At 65.4% G+C, this 18,881-nt stretch carries 18 protein-coding genes; 12 read left to right on the top strand and 6 right to left on the bottom strand.

Annotation, left to right across the window (positions count from 1 at the left end):
• The first annotated feature begins 243 nt into the window (after positions 1-243).
• Positions 244-1,473 (top strand): hypothetical protein, encoded by a 1,230-nt coding sequence (locus ACLGL5_RS29485; RefSeq protein ID WP_141700958.1) that lies wholly within the window; start codon positions 244-246, stop codon positions 1,471-1,473.
• 40 nt (positions 1,474-1,513) lie between these two features.
• A complete protein-coding gene (locus ACLGL5_RS29480; RefSeq protein ID WP_069093472.1) occupies positions 1,514-2,290 on the top strand; it encodes a hypothetical protein in 777 nt (258 codons plus the stop codon).
• A 70-nt stretch (positions 2,291-2,360) separates the two neighbouring features.
• Here ACLGL5_RS29480 and ACLGL5_RS29475 read toward each other — a convergent pair whose 3' ends face one another.
• Positions 2,361-4,007 carry an acyl-CoA synthetase gene (locus ACLGL5_RS29475; RefSeq protein ID WP_064981925.1) on the bottom strand — a complete coding sequence of 549 codons (1,647 nt, stop codon included), beginning with the start codon at positions 4,005-4,007 and terminating at the stop codon, positions 2,361-2,363.
• Positions 4,008-4,182: 175 nt separating this feature from the next.
• Between ACLGL5_RS29475 and ACLGL5_RS29470 the strand changes: the two genes are divergently transcribed.
• A complete protein-coding gene (locus tag ACLGL5_RS29470; protein ID WP_064981924.1) occupies positions 4,183-5,739 on the top strand; it encodes a serine hydrolase in 1,557 nt (518 codons plus the stop codon).
• A gap of 60 nt (positions 5,740-5,799) precedes the next feature.
• Here ACLGL5_RS29470 and ACLGL5_RS29465 read toward each other — a convergent pair whose 3' ends face one another.
• Positions 5,800-6,294 carry a LysR substrate-binding domain-containing protein gene (locus tag ACLGL5_RS29465; RefSeq protein ID WP_081295941.1) on the bottom strand — a complete coding sequence of 165 codons (495 nt, stop codon included), beginning with the start codon at positions 6,292-6,294 and terminating at the stop codon, positions 5,800-5,802.
• Between the two features lie 507 nt (positions 6,295-6,801).
• On the opposite strand from ACLGL5_RS29465, the gene ACLGL5_RS29460 reads away from it, so the two are divergent.
• From ACLGL5_RS29460 to ACLGL5_RS29450, 3 genes are all read left to right on the top strand, one after another.
• Complete coding sequence (locus ACLGL5_RS29460; RefSeq protein ID WP_038648126.1) at positions 6,802-8,379, top strand: HD domain-containing phosphohydrolase; 1,578 nt, start codon at positions 6,802-6,804, stop codon at positions 8,377-8,379.
• 90 nt (positions 8,380-8,469) lie between these two features.
• Positions 8,470-8,742, top strand: coding sequence for a hypothetical protein (locus ACLGL5_RS29455; RefSeq protein WP_010910579.1), 273 nt, complete (start codon positions 8,470-8,472; stop codon positions 8,740-8,742).
• Between the two features lie 40 nt (positions 8,743-8,782).
• Positions 8,783-9,949: a substrate-binding protein gene (locus ACLGL5_RS29450; RefSeq protein ID WP_245307189.1), complete on the top strand. Its 1,167-nt coding sequence runs from the start codon at positions 8,783-8,785 to the stop codon at positions 9,947-9,949.
• A gap of 104 nt (positions 9,950-10,053) precedes the next feature.
• Here the strand turns inward: ACLGL5_RS29450 and ACLGL5_RS29445 are convergent, their stop codons facing one another.
• Together ACLGL5_RS29445 and ACLGL5_RS29440 are read right to left on the bottom strand one after the other, a co-directional pair.
• On the bottom strand, positions 10,054-10,989 hold the full coding sequence (locus tag ACLGL5_RS29445) for a hypothetical protein (RefSeq protein WP_064981918.1): 936 nt from the start codon (positions 10,987-10,989) through the stop codon (positions 10,054-10,056).
• A 94-nt stretch (positions 10,990-11,083) separates the two neighbouring features.
• Positions 11,084-11,977 carry a LysR family transcriptional regulator gene (locus ACLGL5_RS29440; protein ID WP_064981916.1) on the bottom strand — a complete coding sequence of 298 codons (894 nt, stop codon included), beginning with the start codon at positions 11,975-11,977 and terminating at the stop codon, positions 11,084-11,086.
• 103 nt (positions 11,978-12,080) lie between these two features.
• On the opposite strand from ACLGL5_RS29440, the gene ACLGL5_RS29435 reads away from it, so the two are divergent.
• Together ACLGL5_RS29435 and ACLGL5_RS29430 are read left to right on the top strand one after the other, a co-directional pair.
• A complete protein-coding gene (locus tag ACLGL5_RS29435) occupies positions 12,081-12,821 on the top strand; it encodes an SDR family oxidoreductase (RefSeq protein ID WP_064981915.1) in 741 nt (246 codons plus the stop codon).
• Positions 12,822-12,900: 79 nt separating this feature from the next.
• Positions 12,901-13,113: a tautomerase family protein gene (locus ACLGL5_RS29430; protein ID WP_064981914.1), complete on the top strand. Its 213-nt coding sequence runs from the start codon at positions 12,901-12,903 to the stop codon at positions 13,111-13,113.
• 197 nt (positions 13,114-13,310) lie between these two features.
• On the opposite strand, the gene ACLGL5_RS29425 is transcribed toward ACLGL5_RS29430, so the two are convergent.
• Entirely contained in the window at positions 13,311-14,306 is a 996-nt protein-coding gene (locus ACLGL5_RS29425; RefSeq protein WP_245307188.1) for an AraC family transcriptional regulator, read from the bottom strand.
• 55 nt (positions 14,307-14,361) lie between these two features.
• Here ACLGL5_RS29425 and ACLGL5_RS29420 point away from each other — a divergent pair, with 55 nt between their 5' ends.
• Positions 14,362-15,402 (top strand): SDR family oxidoreductase, encoded by a 1,041-nt coding sequence (locus ACLGL5_RS29420; RefSeq protein WP_245307186.1) that lies wholly within the window; start codon positions 14,362-14,364, stop codon positions 15,400-15,402.
• A gap of 14 nt (positions 15,403-15,416) precedes the next feature.
• Here ACLGL5_RS29420 and gcvA read toward each other — a convergent pair whose 3' ends face one another.
• Positions 15,417-16,328, bottom strand: a complete 912-nt coding sequence (gene gcvA / locus ACLGL5_RS29415; RefSeq protein WP_019859451.1) for a transcriptional regulator GcvA — start codon at positions 16,326-16,328, stop codon at positions 15,417-15,419.
• A gap of 216 nt (positions 16,329-16,544) precedes the next feature.
• On the opposite strand from gcvA, the gene ACLGL5_RS29410 reads away from it, so the two are divergent.
• The 3 genes from ACLGL5_RS29410 (at position 16,545) to ACLGL5_RS29400 (ending at position 18,878) form a co-directional block, all read left to right on the top strand.
• Positions 16,545-16,727, top strand: coding sequence for a YjiS-like domain-containing protein (locus ACLGL5_RS29410; RefSeq protein ID WP_019859450.1), 183 nt, complete (start codon positions 16,545-16,547; stop codon positions 16,725-16,727).
• Positions 16,724-17,620 (top strand): NmrA family NAD(P)-binding protein, encoded by an 897-nt coding sequence (locus ACLGL5_RS29405; protein ID WP_069092642.1) that lies wholly within the window; start codon positions 16,724-16,726, stop codon positions 17,618-17,620. Before ACLGL5_RS29410 ends, ACLGL5_RS29405 begins: the two co-directional genes overlap by 4 nt.
• A 163-nt stretch (positions 17,621-17,783) precedes the next feature.
• A complete protein-coding gene (locus ACLGL5_RS29400; protein WP_494372817.1) occupies positions 17,784-18,878 on the top strand; it encodes a KamA family radical SAM protein in 1,095 nt (364 codons plus the stop codon).
• Positions 18,879-18,881 lie beyond the last annotated feature (3 nt).

The following is an 18,881-nucleotide window of genomic DNA, read 5'->3' as shown; positions in this document are numbered from 1 at the left end:
GCTCCCCGCGCGGGTCCGGACGGCCAAGCCTCTTTTGGACCGCCCGCCGGTGCATCGCCGTTGCTGATTCAGACAGAGCCGTCTTTGCCGCATGGAGCAGGGGAAAGCTTCATTCGTTCGTTCGAATGACAACAAGCAGGGAAATAGGAGGTAGCGTCCAGGTGACGCGGCATCCCAGCGCCGTGGCTCGAACTAAGTGGAGAATACGATCGCGGTGAGGGTCGCGCCAGGTGGAGTCAAGTGATGAATCATTTGCAGGGTACCAGGTCCAAATGTCTGCGCTTTGACTTCACCTTTACCGAACGACCGCCTTCGATTTTGCTTCACGGGATATGTGGCAGCGGGCGTAACGCCGTGCTGCCCCTCGTTTCGTCACTCCTCATTCTGCTGTTTGCGTCTCCGGCAAACAGCCAGCTGGCGCCCGATGCGTCCGCAACTGCCGCGGCCAATGGCCGTTCGCCGGTCGCGGTTTCGAACCGCACCGATATCGCGAAAGACGAGGGTGAGCAGGCCTTGCGCCGCGAACTGGCCGCGGCTCGGGCCGAGTTGGCCAGGCAAGCGCAGGCCCTGAAAGCGCAACAGCAGACGGACGCAGCGCTCACGCTCAATCTGGAGACGGCGCAGCGTGCCATCGAAGATTTCAGGGCGGAAGCCAGCCTCTGGGACAGCAAGAAAGCCTCTATGCCTGAAGCGCCTCCCTCCGGGGATGGCTCCCAGGCTGCCACGAAGCAGGCGCTTGATGAGCAAAGCCATAAGGTCGGGCTGCTGGAACAGGAACTCGCCACGGCTCGTCAGACGATCGATGCTCTCAAGACAGCGGCAAATCTGTCTGTGGCGCAGCAGGCCGAGGCCGTGAAAGACCGGCAACAGGCCGACGCCGCCGCGAAGCAGGCGCTGGATGAGGAGCGCCATAAGGTCGGGCTTATGGAACAGGAACTCGCCACGGCCCGTCAGACGATCGATGCGCTCAAGGCAGGCGCAAATCTGGCCGTTGTGGACCAGGCCAAGGCCGTGAAGGACCGACAACAGGCCGATGCCTCTTCAAACCAGGCTCGCAAAGCGCTCGAACTGGAACGTCAGCGAGCAGATTCAGCCATGCGTGACCTCGACATCGCCCGCAAGGAACGCGACACCCTGAAGCAGAGCTCGATGGATTTGAGCGCGGCGCTCGAACAGGAGCGCGAAAGAGCCAACGGCCTGGCACGCAGTCTCAGCGCCGCGCGCGAGGAAATCGACAGCGCCAAGATCGACAGTATGAAGGAAAAACGTCGGACCGCGGCCGCGGTGCGTGCGCCTAAAGCAGGTGCCTCCAAGACCGCGCTCGCAAGTTCACCGTCGCGCCCGGTTGCAGCCCGTAAGCCGGGCGTGCTGAAAAAACGCAAGGTGAAGGGTCCAAAGCCGCCGCAGCCTGTCATGATGGCAACCTTCGCTCTTCCCCCCGCATTGCTGCCAACCCGACCACTTTCGCAGTGAAAGACAGGTGAGCGAAATGCACGGCGCAGGGAGGATGACATTGAAAAAATACTTCGTGGCCGCGTTGACGATCGGCATCGCGATCGGGCCTGCCTCGGCTCTCGATGCGGGTTTAGGCGGTAAAGTCGGCGGCGTCGGGATAGGCGCCGGAGTGAGCGCCGGTTCGCAAGGCGCATCCGTAGGGGTGGGCGCGAGCGTAGGCGGTGTCGGCGGAGCAAATGTCGGCGCCTCGGTCGGCGCAGGCAACGTAGGCGTCAGTGCCGGCGGTAACATTGGCTCCACAGGCGGAGGCCTTTCGACAGGTGTCGGCCTGGGCACCGATCCATCCGCCGGAAACGGATCGGCGGCCGCTGCCAGCGGTTCGGCCGCCACGGCAGCCAGTGGTTCTGCCGCGACGGGCACGGGTTCTGCCGCGACGGGCACTGGATCTGCCGCGACGGCCACTGCCACGACCGCCACTGCCAGGACCGCCAGGCCATCGATCGCCCTGCCGCCCGTCCTCAGGCCTTCCAGAGCCGGCCAGGGCGACCTCACCAGGGGATATCCCTTTGCACCCCTGGAAGCACTGAAAGCGAAACCCGGCACGCCCGTCGCGGTCGTGCAAGCCTGTCGCGCGGCGATCCTATCCGCCGCCAAGCCGCTTGGCGCCGTCCGTGTCCGCGCGGTCAGCGCAGGTGCCTTGCGTCGACGTGGGGGTGCGCTGACGGCGCCGATCCAAGTGCGAATAGACTATGCGGGACGCGGTGGCATCGAAATCCGGCAAGCGCAAGTCGGCTGTCGCCTCGATGCGGCGGGCAGGGTGATAGCGGTAAAATAGAACCGATCTGCAACAGGGCACGCGGCGCTCCGCCGACGTCGCCCGAGTTGGGCCGGCATATGCGGCCCCGCTACCCCTTCCGCTTCTCCACCTCCGCCTTCCGCAGCAGGAACCGCTGGATCTTGCCGCTCGGCGTCTTCGGCAATTCCGCGACGAAATCGATTTCGCGCGGATAGGCGTGGGCCGAAAGCCGCTTGCGGACGTGTTGCGCCAGTTCCTCGGCCAGTTCCGGGCTACCCTGATAGGCGGGCGCCAGGATGACGAAGGCCTTGACGATCTCGGTGCGCTGCGGGTCGGGCACGCCGACCACCGCCGCCTCGTTGACCGCGGGATGTTCGATGAGCGCGCTTTCGACATCGAAGGGGCCGATGCGGTACCCCGACGAGGTGATGACATCGTCGGCGCGGCCGATGAAGGAGACCGAGCCGTCCGGCTCGTATTCCACCGTGTCGCCGGTGCGGTAATAGCCGCCCGCGATCGCCGGCGTCTCGGCCTGGTGGTAGCCGTCGAACCAGCGCAGCGGCGAGTTGGCGATGTCGACGGCGAGGATGCCGGGCTGGTTGGGGCCGAGCTCGTTGCCTTCGTCGTCCAGCACCACCATGCGATAGCCCGGCATGGCAAAGCCGGCAGAGCCCGCGCGCACGGGATGCGAAAGCCCATGGTGGTTGTTGACCATCATGCCGTTTTCGGTCTGGCCGTAATGGTCGTGGATAGGGGCGGCGAGATGGGCGTCGAACCAGCGGATCACTTCCGGGTTGAGCGGCTCGCCGGCGCTGCTCACCACCCGCAGCCGTCCCTTGATGGGGGCGGCAGCTACAGGCCCTTCGGCGAGCAGCAGGCGGAAGGCGGTGGGCGAGCCGGCAAGGCTGGTGACGCCGAGCCGCTCGATGATTTCATAGGTGCTTCCGGCGGCGAAGGCGCCTTCATTGAAGGTTGTGGCGATGCCGAGCAGCAGCGGGCCTGTGATGGCGTAGTAAAGGCCATAGGCCCAGCCGGGATCGGCGATGTTCCAGAAGACGTCGTCGGGGCGCAGTCCGATCGCATCGCGCATGTAGGCGCCGAAGGCCAGCAGCGCGCTGAGCGGCACCGGCACGCCCTTGGGCAGGCCCGTCGTGCCTGAAGTCGACATCATCATGAACAGGTCGTCGCCCTTGCGCATGACGGGTTCGCAATCGGGGGAGGCAGAGGCAAGCGCGGCGCGGAAGTCGATGTCGCCCTGGGGCAAGGCATCGCCAGCACCAAGAATGGTGGCGATCGGCGGGCAGTTCTCGATCTCGTCGAGCTTGCCGCGATTGGCCGGATTGGTCACCACCAGCTTGGCGCCGCTGTAGCCGAGGCGGTGCTCGATCGCCTTCGGGCCGAAGGCGGTGAACAGCGGCTGGTAGACAGCGCCGATGCGCCAGGTGGCTAGGATGAGCGCGACGAGTTCGGGAATGCGCGGCAGCATGCCGGCGACGACATCGCCGGGACCCACGCCTGCATCCTTGAGCAGGTTGGCGACGCGGCCCGACATATCGGCGAGGTCGTCGAAGCTGAACAGCCGGAGTTCGCCGCCGGCCGAGATCGCGCGCAGCGCCAGCCGGTTCTCACCGGTATGGCGGCCGCAGCATTCGACATAGGCGTTGATGCCAGTCGCCGGGTCGCCGTCAAGCCTGGCGATCTCATCCTCGATGCGAAAGGCCGCGACGGCGTCCTCGTAGCGTGGCAAGCCGGTCATGTCAGTCCTCCCTGGCGGCGCTCCATCTCCCCATGGCGCGCCTTCATCAGTCAGATTGCCTGAAATCGTGGTGATGGTCGATTGCGACGAAGGTGGACCGTGAGGCGGCAGGCATTGGCCTCGGTTGCACCGGCCTGTATCATAGCCAGGTTAATGCAGGAGAGGAGGCTCGGACGTGCGGCTGGAACGGAACCTCTGCCACTGGCGAATCTGGCTCTGCATCGCCGTGCTGGCGCTTTGGCCGCGTGCTGCGTCGGCCGACGCCATTACGCCGGAGCGCATCGCTGTCGCCTTGTCGAAGCTCGAAGCGCTCGCCCAAGGCGCCGTCGCGGGCGGCGGGGTGCCCGGTCTCGCCATCGCGGTGGTGCACGACGATGACGTGATCTTCCTGAAGGGTTTCGGCCATCGCCAGGCCGGCAAGCCGGAGGCGGTCGACGCCGACACGGTGTTCCAGATCGCCTCGCTTTCCAAGCCGGTCTCCGCCACCGTCGTGGCGGCGCTGGTCAGCGACGGGATCGTGTCCTGGGATTCGAAGATCGCCGACCTCGATCCGGCCTTCCGGCTGGCCGATCCCTATCCGACCAGCCAACTCACCGTCCGCGACCTGTTTTCGCACCGCAGTGGACTGCCCGGAACCGCCGGAGACGACCTCGAGGACATAGGCTACGACCGCGCCGAAATCCTGCATCGCCTGCGGTTCGTGCCGCCATCGTCGAGCTTCCGTGCCGGCTACTCCTACAGCAATTTCGGATTGACCGAGGGCGCCGTCGCGGCCGCCATGCCGACAGGCAAGTCCTGGGAGGAGGTCGCCGAGGAGAAGCTCTACCGACCGCTTGGCATGGCCTCGACCAGTTCCCGTCATTCGGACTTCGTCAAGCACGCCGATCGTGCCGCGCTGCACATCAAGGTCGATGGCGCCTGGGCCGCCAAGATAGAGCGCAATCCGGATGCGCAGGCGCCCGCGGGCGGCGTCAGCTCGACCGCGCGCGATCTTTCGCAATGGGTGCGCCTCATCCTCGGCAACGGGGTCTATGCCGGCAAGACGCTGATAGCGGCCGATGCGCTCGATCAGACGCATGTGCCCCTGATGACGCGCGGCAAGAACCCTGTCTCCGGTGGCGCGTCCTTCTACGGCCTCGGCTGGAATGTCGAATTCGGCCGGCATGGCTTGAGCTGGGGCCATGCGGGTGCCTTCAGCGTCGGCGCACGCACGCTGGTGACGATCTTCCCGCAGGAGAAGCTTGGCATCGTCATCGTCGCCAACGCCTTCCCGACAGGCGTGCCGGAAGGGCTGTCCGACAGTTTTGCCGACCTGGTCTTCGAGGGTTCGGTCCAGAAGGACTGGGTCAAGGCATGGGACGATATCTATGCCGGAATGTTCGGCCCGGCGGTCGCGGCGGCCAAGGCCACCTATGCCGCGCCGCCATCTCCGGCAAGGCCAGCCAGGCCGGCAAGTGCCTATGCCGGCCGCTACGCCAACGACTTCTTCGGCAATGCTGTCGTGGCGAGTGCCGGAGACGGCCTTGTGCTCAAGGTCGGCCCGGCCGGCGCCCGGTCCTATTCCCTGGCGCATTACGACGGTGATCTTTTTCTCACCTTCCCCGATGCCGAGACACCGGACAGGCCAACCAGCGTGAGCTTCGTCCTCGGCCCCGACGGCAAGGCGTCGGCCATCACTATAGGCTTCCTCGACGACAATCATCTGGGCACGCTGCGGCGTGTGGGTGACTAGGGGGAACGGGCGGCGTCGACGTTCACGCGGTCGGGCTCATCACCGGAAAGCTGCGTCTTTCTATTCCAGATACGGTGTCAGCACATCTTCGATCCATTTCATGAATGCGCGGACTCGACGCGACAGGTTGCTGCGATGTGCCACGACGAGGGACACGGCGAGCGCTCGGCGACGAAAATCGGGTATGATCTCCACCAGCGCTCCACTCTCCAAGTATTGGCCAACCCCCAAGAGTGGAGCCTGAATCAGGCCAAGGCCGGCGAGGGCGGCGGCTTCGTAGGTCTGAGCGCTGTTGACGTGTAGCGCACCTGGCAACTGAAGCGTCGCGTAGCTGTCGCCGTCCGGATACTCCCATCCATGGGGTCTTGCGCCCAGCATCGTCGAAAAATGAATTGTCCGATGTTCCTGACGCTGGAGATCCTCCAGCGATCGAGGGACGCCATAGCGCGCCAGATAGGCGGGACTGGCAGCGTTGACCATGCGCAACAGGCCCAGCGGGCGGGCAATCAGCGTCTCGTCCCGTATAGGGCCGGAAGCGTTCGAGCAATTCGGCATCCCGAAGGGCCGCTCCGGACCTGCCGAAGAAATGTTTGAGGCCGTGAATGCAGGTTGGATGGACCTCGGCATTGCGGGTACGGAGCACGTAGCGGGGACGACCTCTGCGCGCGATGTATTCGAGGCTGCACGGAACGCCGCGAAGGCGTAAGCCCGGGATGGATCAGGCATGACACGGAGACTTCCCGCGCCTGCGTCGGACGCGTCGCGGGAAGCGCTCAACAGTCAAGCTAGCGCGAGGCGGCTTCCATTCCCGCCTGCCGACCACAATGCGCCGCATTTCGCGGCCCTCAAGAATGCCTAGCGATCGGGGTTTCTCTCGTCCGCTTCGCACAATCGATGTAGTCAGGATGCCTAAACGTCCACTTCTGACTATTCCCAGCGTAAAGCTGCCAGACCGCATCCGGTCCAAACAGAACGCTCTGTTTCTTCTACATCGGGCTTGAGATTTTTCCCCTAGGTATCGACGGCGCACGGGGCTAGCATAGGGATCACTGGGGGTGTGCGATGACAGCTGTCTCGATACGCCGGGCGGACTTCATGATGGTCCTGGCTTATGCCTCGGACCTCGCCACTGGCCATTCTCGCGACTTCGCGCTGAAATCCTGCGTGCTTGCAATGCGGATCGCCGACCTTGCGGGTGTTTCCGATGAGGTTCGGCGCAACGCCTACCATCAGTCGATGCTGCGCTATGTCGGCTGCAATGCCGACACGGACCTTCTGTCGGCCACGTTCGGCGACGAGATCGCCCTGCGCCAGGATCTTGTCGGTCTCGACATGGGCAATCGTGCGGAACTGGGCAGGGTCTTCGTGCAGGCCTTCAAGCGGTTCTACTACGATCTCGAGCCTGACGCGCAGGGCAGGGCGATCGAGGCCGCGATGTCGCAGGCGCTCGCGGTGGCGCGCCCGGTGCTCACCGCGCATTGCGAGGTCGCGCAACGGATCGGCGAGCGGCTCGGCCTGTCCGACGAGATCCGGCGCAATCTCGGGCAGATCTACGAACGCTGGGACGGCAAGGGCCTGCCGCGCGGGCTGAGTGGCGAGGATGTCCTGCCCGCCGTGCGCCTGATCACATTGGCGCAGGATGCGATTGCGCTCAGCGATGCCGTCGGCATCGACGGGATGGCCGAAACCGTCGCCAGCCGCGGCGATGGTCCATACGAAGCGGATCTGGCCCGGCTCGTCTCGGCCAACGCGGCGGTCCTGATGGAGGGCATCGGCGCGACGGTCGACCGCGAAACCATCCTGGCGCTCGAGCCGGATCCGCCGGTGACGCTGGACGAGGGGGCTTGCGATGAGGCGTTCCTGGCCATAGCCGACATGATCGACATGCGCATGCCGTTTACGCAGGGCCATTCGAGGATGGTGTCGGAACTGGCCATGGGTGCGGGCAAACGGATCGGGCTGCCCGACCTTGACGTTCGCGCGCTGCGCTGGTCGGGCTGCATCCACGACATTGGCGAACTGGTGGTGCCGGTGGCGACCTGGATGCGCAACGGTCCGCTGTCGGTGCGCGAACGCGACGCCGCACAACTGCACGCCTATTACGGCGAGCGGGCCCTGGCCTCGTTCGGTCGCGAGGGCGAGGCGATGGCCGCGCTCGTGCTTCGCCATCACGAGCGCCTGGATGGCTCCGGCTATCACCGCAAGGTCGGCGGCTCGGACCTGTCCCCGGCGGCAAGGATCCTGGCCGCTGCCGAAGCCTTCCAGACGTCGCGAGAAGAACGTCCGCACCGCAAGGCGCTGTCCAGCGAGGCGGCCGCGGCGCAGCTGCGCGCCGCCGTGCGTGACGGCTGTATCTGCCCCGACGCCGCCGAGGCCGTATTGTCCTTCGCCGGGCAGCCATCGCGGCGAGCCGTGCCGCAAGCGCTGGCCGGCATGACGCCGCGCGAGATCGAGGTGCTGCGCCTGATCGCCGCCGGGCTCACGGCGAAGGAAGTGGCCAAAAAGTTGGATATCTCGCCCAAGACCGCGGACCACCATATTCAAAGCGTCTATTCCAAGATCGGCGTGACCACCCGTGCCGCGGCCGCGCTCTACGCGGTCGAGCACGGCCTTGTCCGACCAGGCGAAACGCAAGCATAGGGAATCCACCCCATGTGCGCCCGCTCCGGGGCGCGCATCGTAGTCCTGTCGACGGTTCAATGGTGACCGCGACCGACAGGAGGAAATCAGATGCTTCTCGCAACCACCAAAGTGGCTGATATCGACCACTTCATCCGTATCTTTTCGACCAAGGGCGCAGACAAGCGCCGGCTGCACGGCTCGAACGGCGCGACCGTCTTCCGCGACCCCAGCGAGCCCGACCGCGTCTGGGCGATCTTCGACTGGGACGCCGAGGGCTGGAAGAATTTCGTGTCCGATCCGGAGGTGCCAGCGATCCTGCAGGAAGCCGGCCATGTCGGCAAGCCGCAGGCGGCGCTGCTGCTCGGCCACTACGAGGCCTGAAGCCCCGCATTGAGCGCCGCCTGCCGCTCGGCGGCGGCGCGTGCCCGACGAACCCCAGATTTGGAGAAATCAAATGGATCCGAAACCCATCAAGATCGGTCTTATCGCCGAACTCACCGGCCCATTGTCTTTCATGGGCGTTGCAAATGCGAACCTCACCACCATGCTTGTCGACGACATCAACGCCAAAGGCGGCCTCCTCGGCCGGCCAGTGGAACTCGTCATCGAGGATGGCGAGACCACAGACAGCGTTGCCAAGGCAAAGGCCGCGAAACTCGTCGACGTCGACAAGGTCGACGTGGTCGTCGGCGGCATCTACAGTTCGACCCGCCTGGCCATCAAGAGCGAGGCGGTCACCCGGGGCAGGACGCTCTACATCTACACCGAGCAGTATGAGGGACAGGAAAACGATCCCCTGATCTTCTGCACCGGGCCCGTACCCGCCCAGCAGGTCGAGCCGCTGATACCATGGCTCATGAACAGCACCGGCGCGAAACGGTTCTATTTGCCGTCGGCCGATTACATCTGGCCCCATTTGCTGAACAAGGCGGCGAGCCGGGCGGTGCGCGCCAATGGCGGCGAGATCGTCGGCGAGGAGTATTTTCCGCTGGACACCGTCGATTTCCGGCGGACGGTGCAGCAGATCATGGCGAGCGGCACCGACGTGGTCTTCAACACCATCGTCCCGCCGGGCCTGACGCCGTTCCTCGAAGAACTGCACAAGGCCGGTTTCGGCAAACGCGGCGGCAAGATCGTCTGCACCTACTTCGACGAGAACTTCTTCAATCTGGTGCCGTCCGATCAGATCGAAGGCCTCTACAGCTGCCTCGACTACTACCAGGAACTCGACGAACCGTTCGGTCGCGCGCTGTTGCGCCGCTACGGTGAGCGGTACCCTGGTGGGGCTACCCTGACCGCGGGCAGCGGATGCACCGGGCACTACCGGGCGATCAAGATGTGGGAAGCGGCGGTGAAGGAAGCGGGCAGTGCCGAGCGGGACGGGGTCATCCGGGCTCTCGATCACGCCCGCATCAGCCAGGGACCGGGTGGTCCGGCCGAAATGGTCCCCGGCCAGCATCATGTTCGCATGAACATGTACATCGCGCAGGCGCAGGGCGGTCGATTCCGGGTTGTGAAGAATTTGGGTTCGATCGATCCCAACGAGCGCGCGCTTAGCGACGAATTCCAACTTAGCAACGCGGGGTAACCGGCGGCGTCGGAAACGGACAGTCCGCTTCCGGCGCCAACCCAGTCTTTGAAAGTGTTTGGCGCTGTCACCAGAGCAGCGGACCTTGCCCGCTCGTTCACACCTCACGACCCCTGGCCGTAGCGGAGCAGTTTGAAGCAGTCGCCGCTGCCCGACTTCGACTGTGATAGCACCGATCTTGAGCGGTCGAGCCATTCCTGGTGCGACCTGGCATCGGCCTCGATCGCATTGACGGGGGCCGCGCCGACGAAGCCGCGCCCTTGGCTGAACAGCCAGCACGCGCGAGCCAGATGCTGCCTGGAGCGCTGGCGCAGCAGATCGGCATCGTAGAAGATGTCGAGCACCTCCTGCTTGACCCGGCGCTCCTTTTCCGGGTCGGCGACCGCTGCCTCCGCCGGATCGCCGCCGATCGTGTCCCGCAGGTCCTTGTAGTCGAGGGCGAGCTGGGTGGTGGCGTATTTGATCTCGCTCTCGTCGCGCACGATGTCGAACCACAGCCTGGAATCGAGCTCGTTGACGACAAAAGAGGATTCGAAATCGCGCGACAGGTTCAGCACCTCGAAGTCCGCGAGATCGACGTCGCGCTCGACCAGCAGGATCCTGGCCGCCTGTTTGCCGAGCTCTGTCCCGTGAAGACTGACCGCGGTGTTGTTGCCGCCGAGTTGAGGGCTGAGATAAGGCCCGCCTTCATCCAGCAACTCGTCGAATTCCTCCAGCGACTGCATGACCGGCGCGCCGCGGGCAATGCGCGCGGCGAGTTTGGCGAGAACCTGCTGCAGTTCCGTCTCGCGTCGGCGCTGGTCCTGATAGTTCTGCTGGAAGAAGAAGATGAACAGCGACACGCCGATACCGATCAGGATCACGCCCAGCTGTGAAAAGATGTTGCGATAATATTCGAGCAGCTTTTCGCGATGGCGCACGTCGTGGCGCACGCTGTGGGCAACGCGAAGATTGACGATCAGCGACAGGATGAGCAGCCCGGCGCCGACCAGGATAAGGCCGCCGATGAGGAGGTAGCCATGGCCCGTGCTGAAATCCATCCCTTTGCCCCGAGACCCCAGACTGCGCAGAATACTGCCATTTTGCTTCAATACCTACGGTTTCGTCGCGATGGGGTCGATGGCGGCGAGATTCCTACAGGTTCGCCTCGGCGAAGATGCGCGCCGCCCAATCGAGGAAGACGCGCAGGCGCGGCGAGAGCTGGCGGTTCTGCGGGTAGAGCGCCGACAGCGGCGTCGGCGAGGGCGGGTAGTCGGCCAGCACTTCGACCAGCATGCCCTGAGCAAGATCCTTCTCGAAGCGATAGCGCGGCGCCTGGATGAGGCCGAGGCCGAGCCGCGCCAGGTCGGCGGCGGTGTCGGAATTGTTGGCGGCGACGCGGCCCGGCAGCCTGATCTCGTGGGTCTTGCCGTTGACGGTGAATTCGAAGGGCAGCACCTCGCCGGTACGCGACGAGACGAAGCCAATCGCCTGATGGCCGTCGAGCGCCTCGGGGGAGGCGGGTATGCCGTGGCGAGAGAGATAGGCGGGACTGGCGCAGGTCATCTCGCGGATCATCCCCAGTCGCCGCATGATCATGCCGCTGTCGGGCGGCTCGCCCACACGGATGACGCAATCGACGCCTTCGCGCACGAGGTCGACCAGCCGGTCGCTCTGGCCGATCTGCAGGTCGATGCGGGGGTAGCGTGCAAGAAACTCCGGCAGGCGCGGCAACAGGAAGGTGCGGGTGAGCAGCGTGCTGGCGTCGATGCGCAGCAGGCCGAAGGGTTCGGCCTTGCGGAAGGCGGCTTCCGCGTCCTCGATCTCGGCCAGGATCGACAGGCAGCGCCGGTAATAGGCCCCGCCGTCCTGCGTGGCGTTCACCTGCCGCGTCGTCCGCTCCAATAGCCGTGCGCCGAGATGTTCTTCGAGCCGGCGGATCGCTTCCGTCGCGGTTGAGCGCGGCAGGCCGAGATCGGCGGCGGCAGCGGTGAAACTGCGCCGCTCAAGCACGCGAACGAAGAGCCGCATCGTGTCCAGGCGATCCATGCTCTTTGTTCGCAATTTCCGAATAGTGATGTCAAGAGACGGCTGATTATCCGGCAGATGGCTGCGTCTATATCCGTGTCACCAGCAATACGGAGAGACTTCCATGACATCTAATCCAATCAGAACCGCGATCGTGACTGGCGCGTCCAAGGGCATTGGTGCGGCGATCGCGCGGCGGCTTGCCCGCGACGGTTTCGCCGTCGTTGTCAATTATGCACGGGGCCGTGCCGAGGCCGAAGCGGTCGTCGGCACGATCGAAGCCGAAGGCGGCAAGGCGATCGCCGTGCAGGCCGATATCGCCGATCCCACGGGCATCGCCACCCTTTTCGATGCCGGCGAGAGGGTGTTCGGCGGCGTCGATATCCTTGTCAACAATGCCGGCATCATGAAGCTGTCGCCGATCGCGCAGACCGACGATGCGTCCTTCGACGCGCAGATCACGGTCAATCTCGGCGGCGTGTTCCGGGGCATGCGCGAGGGCGCGAAACGCCTTCGCGACGGTGGCCGCATCGTCAATTTCTCCAGCAGCGTCGTCGGCCTCTACCAGCCGGGCTACGGCGTCTATGCCGCCACCAAAGCGGCGGTCGAAGCGATGACGCATATCCTGGCCAAGGAGCTCGGCGCTCGGCGCATCACCGTCAACGCCGTGGCGCCCGGCCCGGTCGAGACCGCGCTGTTCATGGACGGCAAGAGCGCGGCGCAGATCGAGGCCACGGCCAAGATGATCCCGCTCGGCCGGCTCGGCCAGCCCGACGACATTGCCGGCGTCGTGTCGTTCCTGGCCGGGCCGGACAGTGGCTGGGTCAACGGGCAAATCATCCGCGCCAATGGCGGCGTGATCTGAGGGGCAGTCGCCGGTGTCTTCAGCGACCCGCTCCACCCCAAAGCCTGAAACCCAATCCGCACCAGAAAAGGAAACCATCATGCCATTCGCCAACATCAAGATCCCGCAGGCCGCGCTCTCCAGAGCGCAGAAGAAAGACCTCATCCACCGGACCACCGCCATGTTCGTCGACTTTTTCGGCGAAGGCGTGCGGCCCACCACGATGGTGCTGGTCGAGGAGGTCGCCGATGGCGGCTATGGCCGGGCCGACGAGGTGTTCGTCATACCGGAAGCCTATCGCGCCAAGGAGTAGGGGCGGCCCTGGTCGGCAGGCCTCATATGACGACTGGTTGCCGCTGATACCAACGTCCGCTCTGTGCGCGGGGGCCTTCAATGCATGTCGGTTCCCTGAAAATCGATGCACCCCCGTTCGGGCGGCATGCATCAGCCGAGACAGGTGGACAGTCCCGAGCTGTCCACCCGTCTTGGGCCTCCGCCTCTCCTGATTTTTCAAGATACCAGGCTCAGCGACCGCGCTTCGGCGTCACCCGACCGTTCGGCTTTCCCCGCGGTTCGATACCGCTTGGGCGCGGTGCCGGTGGCGCGCTTGAAGGCATTGCTGAAGGCGCTTTCCGAGGTGTAGCCAAGGGAGCGGGCAAGCACCGCCACCGGGGTATCTTCCTCGCGCAAGGCGCGCTCGGCCAAATGCATGCGCCATTGCGTCAGGTAGGTCAGCGGCGCGACGCCGGCGGTATGCCTGAAATGGAAGGCAAAGCTGGTGCGCGACATGGCGGCGGCCCTGGCGAGTTCCTCCAGATGCCAGTCGCGACCGGGGTCGCCATGCATCAGCCGCAGCGCCGGCGCCAGGCGCGGATCGGCGAGTGCGCGCAGCCAGCCGGCGGGCATCAGGCTCGACGTTTGCAGATGCGCCCGCAGCACCTGGATGAACAGAAGTTGCGCCAGCTGCGCCGAGGCAAGGCTGGCGCCCGGCTGGCCATCCGCCTGCTCGCGCACCAGCTGGTCAAGGATCCAGCGCAGGATTGTCGCTTGCGGCGACGAGGCCTGGATGTGGATCCAGGGCGGCAAGACGTCGGCCAGCAGCCGTCCGCTCGCCTGGTCGAGCAGGACATGGCCGCCAATATGCGCGAAATCGCTGCCGTCGCCGAGTTGCGCGATCTTGCAGCCGGAGAACACCGCCATGGCGTCGAGCGGCGGCACGGACAGGTCGCTGGCGAGGATGAAGGAGCGCCGCGATGCCAGAAGCAGCACGTCTCCTGTTTGTGCATGCACCGGCTCGTCCTCGCCCTCGAGGCGGATCCAGCAACTGCCCTTCACCACGGCGAAGAATTTGATTTTTTCGGGCGCCGGAAAGCGCAGCGCCCATGCTCCGCCGGCAGTGAAGCCGCCTGTCACCATGGTTTGCGCGCTGGTGAATTTGAGGATGTCGGAGAAGGGGTCACCGGTCATTTTCGTACTTTCGCGCAATTTATGCGGATTTTCAAGCATTCACAATCCGATCCGGTGCGCCTAGCTGATGGCCAATGAACATCAGGAGACTGACATGAACGACGAACTGGTGCTGGTGACCGGGGGCTCTGGCTTCATTGCATCGCACTGCATGCTGAAGCTGCTCGACGCCGGTTATCGCGTGCGCACGACGGTGCGTTCGCTCGAGCGCGAAGCCGAGGTGCGCGCGATGCTCAGGGAAGGCGGCGCCGAGCCCGGCGATCGGCTGTCCTTCGTCGCCGCCGACCTGACCGGGGACGCTGGCTGGGCGGAGGCCGTCGCCGGCTGCGCCTATGTCATGCATGGCGCATCGCCGACGCCCTCCGGCAGCCAGACGCGCGAGGAGGATTGGGTGAGGCCCGCCGTCGACGGCGTGCTGCGGGTGCTCAAGGCCGCGCGCGATGCCGGCATAAGACGCGTGGTGCTGACCTCGGCCATCGGTGCTGTCGCCATGGGCCATGCGCCGCAGACACGGCCGTTCAACGAGACCGACTGGTCCGACCTCAGCGGCGCCGTCGCGCCCTACCAGAGATCGAAGACGCTGTCGGAGCGCGCCGCCTGGGATTTCATCGCTCGCGAGGGCGGCGGCCTCGAACTCTCCGTCGTCAATCCGGTCGCTGTGCTCGGCCCGGTGCTCGCCGCCGATTTCTCGCATTCGATCGGGCTGATCAAGCGGCTGATGGACGGCATGCCCGGTTGTCCCCGGGTCAACTCAGGCTATGTCGACGTGCGCGACCTGGCCGATCTGCATCTGCTGGCGATGACCAGTCCTGCGGCCAAGGGCGAGCGCTTCATCGGTATTTCGGGCCACAGCCTGTGGATGGCGGATGTTGCGAAAGTGCTGCGGCGCAGGATGGGCGCGGCAGCAGCCAAGGTGCCGACCAGGGAGATTCCCAATTGGATGATCCGCCTGCTGGCGCTGCGTGGCGATCCCACGACGAAGATGCTGGCCAGGCATCTCGGGGTGATGATGGACGCCACCAGCGAAAAGGCGACGCGCCTGCTTGGCTGGACGCCGCGTCCGGCCGAGGAGGCGATCGTCGCCACGGCCGAGAGTTTGTTGCGGCTGGGGTTGGTGGGTGGGTCAAAAGCGTAGGCGGGTCTTTCGCCTCAATCCCTCCGAGACATGCCGACCCAGTCAGCCGCCACCTCGGCAAAAAGCCAGTCGCGGAACGCCTTGATCTTCTTCTGCCGCAGCGCGCCGTCGGGATAGACAAGGTAGTAGCTGGCCGCCGATTTCAGCGCGAGGTCGAAGGGCCGCACCAGCCGCCCTGCCGCGAGGTCGGCCGAGACCAGCGCGCTGCGGCCGAGCAGCACGCCTTCGCCATGCACGGCAGCCTCGACGGCGAAGGTGGCGGAATCGAAGCGCACCCCGCGCTTGGGGTCGATGCCATCGACTCCGGCCTGCTGCAGCCATGTCGCCCAGTCGATGCGAAAGGCGTCATGGATCAATTTGTGGTGCCTGAGGTCCTCGGGCCGGCGCAGCGGATGTTCGCCTTGCAGCAATTCCGGGCTGCAGACCGGGAAGACCTCTTCGTCAGCGAGAAATTCCGCCGTCACGCCGGTGTAGCCGCCCTTGCCGTAGCGGATGGCGACGTCGATGCCGTCGCTGACGAAATCGGCCAGCACGCCCGAGGTCGCCAGCCGCACGTCGATATCGGCATTGGCGCGGTGGAAGCGATGCAGCCTCGGCACCAGCCAGCGGCCGGCGAAGCCGTCCGACGTCGAGACGTTCAGGATGCGCGTCGAGCGGTCGGGCGTGGCGGCGATGGTGGCGGCGGCGATCTGGTCGAGCGCCTTGCCGACCTCGACCGCATAGGCCGCACCGACGGCGGTCAGGCGCACGGATCGCGTTCCCCGATCGAAAAGCTGGATGCCGAGCCTGTCCTCGATGTTGCGGATGGCGCGGCTGACCGCGCCATGGGTGAGGTTGAGCTCTTCCGCTGCCCTGGAGAAGCTCAGATGCCTTGCCGCGGCGTCGAAAGCGGGCAGGGCGGTGAGGGGCGGCAATCTGCGCGGCATGGCCTCGACCTGTGAGTGTTGCTCACAAATCCTGCACAAAGAGTCGTTTGTCGTCCAGCCCGAAAATGCAGAATATCGCTGCGTACCGCGCATCGATATCGACCTCTCCGGTTCTCCGATGCGTTGAAAGACCAACGAAATGTGTGAGCGATCGTCATGCTCGCCCGATGGGCGGCACGAGCACGCTTGCGCCCTGACGAACGTAGGAGACAGACAATGACCTTGACCCTTGGATCCATTGGCGCCGCGATGAGCGGCCTCGCCATGCGCAGCACGGCAGCCTTCGAGCGCCGCCGCGTGCGACGCCGGATTTCCCGGTTTTCCGACCGCCGCTTGCGCGACATTGGCCTGGAGCGCGACTGGGACGGTTCCATCCTGCGCAATGGGAGGGGGATATGACCAGCACCCTGATCATCGGCGCGACGGGGCTCCTGGGCAGCGAAATGGCCAAGGCCAGCGCGCGCAATGGCGACAGCCTGCATGTCCTGGTTCGGCCAGCAACGTCAGCCAATGAAGAGCGGATGCGGCCGCTCAAGGCGTTGGGCGCCACGGTGCATGTCGGCGATCTCGACGATTATGACAGCCTCGTGCGCGCCGTCGGCAAGGTCGACCGCGTCATCAGCTCGGTGCATGTGGGTTCGGCCAGCGAGATGACGCTGGTGCGCGCAGTGAAAGATGTCGGGGTCTCCCGCTTCGTGCCCTCCGCCGGATTCGGCCTCGACTTTGCCGCCGCCGCCCCCGGCACGATCGCACCGCTCGACATCAAGAGGGCCGTGTTCGACGCGGTCAGGGAAGCTGATCTGCCCTATACGATCATCTATACCAACGGCTTCTTCTCGACCTGGGTGGCGACGCTGGGCGATTTGACGCGCTTCGGTTCGGCCGTGCTGCCGCCGGATGAGGTGACGCTCTATGGCGACGGCACCGTTCCGGCGACCTTCGTCAGCGAGAAGGATATCGCCGCCGTCACCATGCGGGCGCTGGAGGATCCCGCCGCAGTCCGCACGGAAATCCGCATCGCGCGGAACAGGATCACGCAGGGCCAGATGATCGACCTCTGGCGCCGCGTCAGCGGCCGCTCGCCGCGCGTCGTGAATATGAGCGCTGAGGAGTTGGAGGCGTTGATCGCCGCTGTGCCCGGCCTTGGTCTGTTGCGGGCGTTCTGGATCCGCGGCGAGACCGCGCTGGAGACGGATACTGTGGAGGCGGGTGTGCTTTATCCGGAGCTGAGCTTTGAGAGCATTGAGAGTGCATTTGCAGCGATGGCCGAGAGGGGTGGAAGGACTGGGTGAAGGGGGCGCTGAGCGGCAAGGGCCGGCGTTCTGTCGCGCCCCCTCTGTCCTGCCGGACAGAGGGGGCGCCGTAGAGTGTGACGGGCATGGTTGGCGTTGCGACAGTGGTTGACCGAACCGTCCATCCGGCCGATAGGTCCGCGCGACCACTCCGAGACCTGCTATGACCGACCTCAAAGATGTAACCCGCCCCCCCGACTGGCAGGACGATGTCCGCCAGGGCGTGCGCCACGTGCGCGACCTTGCCGCCCTGCCGCTGTCGCCGGCCGAGCGCGCCGCCGCGCAGGAGGCCGCCAGCCGCCACAAGGTGCGTGCGCCGAAAGCCTATCTCGACCTGATCGACTGGAACGACCCGGCCGATCCGATCCGCGCGCAAGTCATCCCGTCACTGGGCGAACTGCAGGAGGTGGACGGCGAGCTTGGCGATCCGATCGCCGACCATGAGTTCAGCCCGGTGCCGCGACTGACGCACCGCCATGCCGACCGGGTGCTGCTGTTCCCGACCTATCAATGCGCGGTCTATTGCCGGTTCTGCTTCCGCAAGGAATTGCTGACCTCGATCGGCCGCGGCTATACGCGCGAGGCGCTGGAGCCGGCGCTGGCCTATATCGCGGATCATTCCGAAATCCGCGAAGTGATCCTGACCGGCGGCGATCCGCTGTCGCTGCCCGACAAGGCCCTGGCAGAAATCTTCGCGCGCATCGAGGCGATCCCGCATGTGCGGCTGCTGCGCATCCACACGCGCGTGCCGGTGGCGCTGCCATCGCGCATTACATCAGGGCTGGTCGCTGCGCTGCAGGGCCGGCTGATGATCACCGTCGTCACGCATTTCAACCACGCGCGCGAGATCACGCCCGCGACCGAAATGGCATGCCGCACGATGCGGCAGGCCGGCTTCGTGCTGCTCAACCAGAGCGTTCTTCTCAAAGGCGTCAACGATACGGTCGAGGCGCTGGAGGAGCTCTGCCGCGAACTGATGTACCGGCTGGGGGTAAAACCCTATTACCTGCACCATGGTGACCTGGCGCGCGGCATGGCGCACCGACGCACCACGATCGCGCAGGGCCAGGCGCTGGTGGAAGCGCTGCGGGCGCGCCTGTCGGGCATCTGCAATCCCGTCTATGTGCTGGACCTGCCGGAAGGCGGCGGCAAGGTGCCGCTCGGGCCATGTCCTATCGAGGGCCGCGACGGGGAGAGCTGGCGGATACGCGGCCAGGACGGCGCGATGAGGGATTATCGGGAGATCGTGTGCGAATAGGGC

The sequence above is a fragment of the Mesorhizobium sp. U510 genome (assembly GCF_059180695.1).
The sequence above is the reverse complement of the archived record's forward strand: the minus strand, read 5'-3'. Positions and strand labels throughout refer to the sequence as shown.

Coding starts and splice junctions, on each gene's coding strand:
- ACLGL5_RS29410 (WP_019859450.1), top strand. CDS start 16,545: ATGACCTTGACCCTTGGATCCATTGGCGCCGCGATGAGCGGCCTCGCC.
- gcvA (WP_019859451.1), bottom strand. CDS start 16,328: ATGCCGCGCAGATTGCCGCCCCTCACCGCCCTGCCCGCTTTCGACGCC.
- ACLGL5_RS29425 (WP_245307188.1), bottom strand. CDS start 14,306: ATGCTTGAAAATCCGCATAAATTGCGCGAAAGTACGAAAATGACCGGT.
- ACLGL5_RS29465 (WP_081295941.1), bottom strand. CDS start 6,294: ATGCCGAATTGCTCGAACGCTTCCGGCCCTATACGGGACGAGACGCTG.
- ACLGL5_RS29435 (WP_064981915.1), top strand. CDS start 12,081: ATGACATCTAATCCAATCAGAACCGCGATCGTGACTGGCGCGTCCAAG.
- ACLGL5_RS29440 (WP_064981916.1), bottom strand. CDS start 11,977: ATGGATCGCCTGGACACGATGCGGCTCTTCGTTCGCGTGCTTGAGCGG.
- ACLGL5_RS29400 (WP_494372817.1), top strand. CDS start 17,784: ATGACCGACCTCAAAGATGTAACCCGCCCCCCCGACTGGCAGGACGAT.
- ACLGL5_RS29475 (WP_064981925.1), bottom strand. CDS start 4,007: ATGACCGGCTTGCCACGCTACGAGGACGCCGTCGCGGCCTTTCGCATC.
- ACLGL5_RS29420 (WP_245307186.1), top strand. CDS start 14,362: ATGAACGACGAACTGGTGCTGGTGACCGGGGGCTCTGGCTTCATTGCA.
- ACLGL5_RS29445 (WP_064981918.1), bottom strand. CDS start 10,989: ATGGATTTCAGCACGGGCCATGGCTACCTCCTCATCGGCGGCCTTATC.
- ACLGL5_RS29485 (WP_141700958.1), top strand. CDS start 244: ATGAATCATTTGCAGGGTACCAGGTCCAAATGTCTGCGCTTTGACTTC.
- ACLGL5_RS29455 (WP_010910579.1), top strand. CDS start 8,470: ATGCTTCTCGCAACCACCAAAGTGGCTGATATCGACCACTTCATCCGT.
- ACLGL5_RS29430 (WP_064981914.1), top strand. CDS start 12,901: ATGCCATTCGCCAACATCAAGATCCCGCAGGCCGCGCTCTCCAGAGCG.
- ACLGL5_RS29405 (WP_069092642.1), top strand. CDS start 16,724: ATGACCAGCACCCTGATCATCGGCGCGACGGGGCTCCTGGGCAGCGAA.
- ACLGL5_RS29460 (WP_038648126.1), top strand. CDS start 6,802: ATGACAGCTGTCTCGATACGCCGGGCGGACTTCATGATGGTCCTGGCT.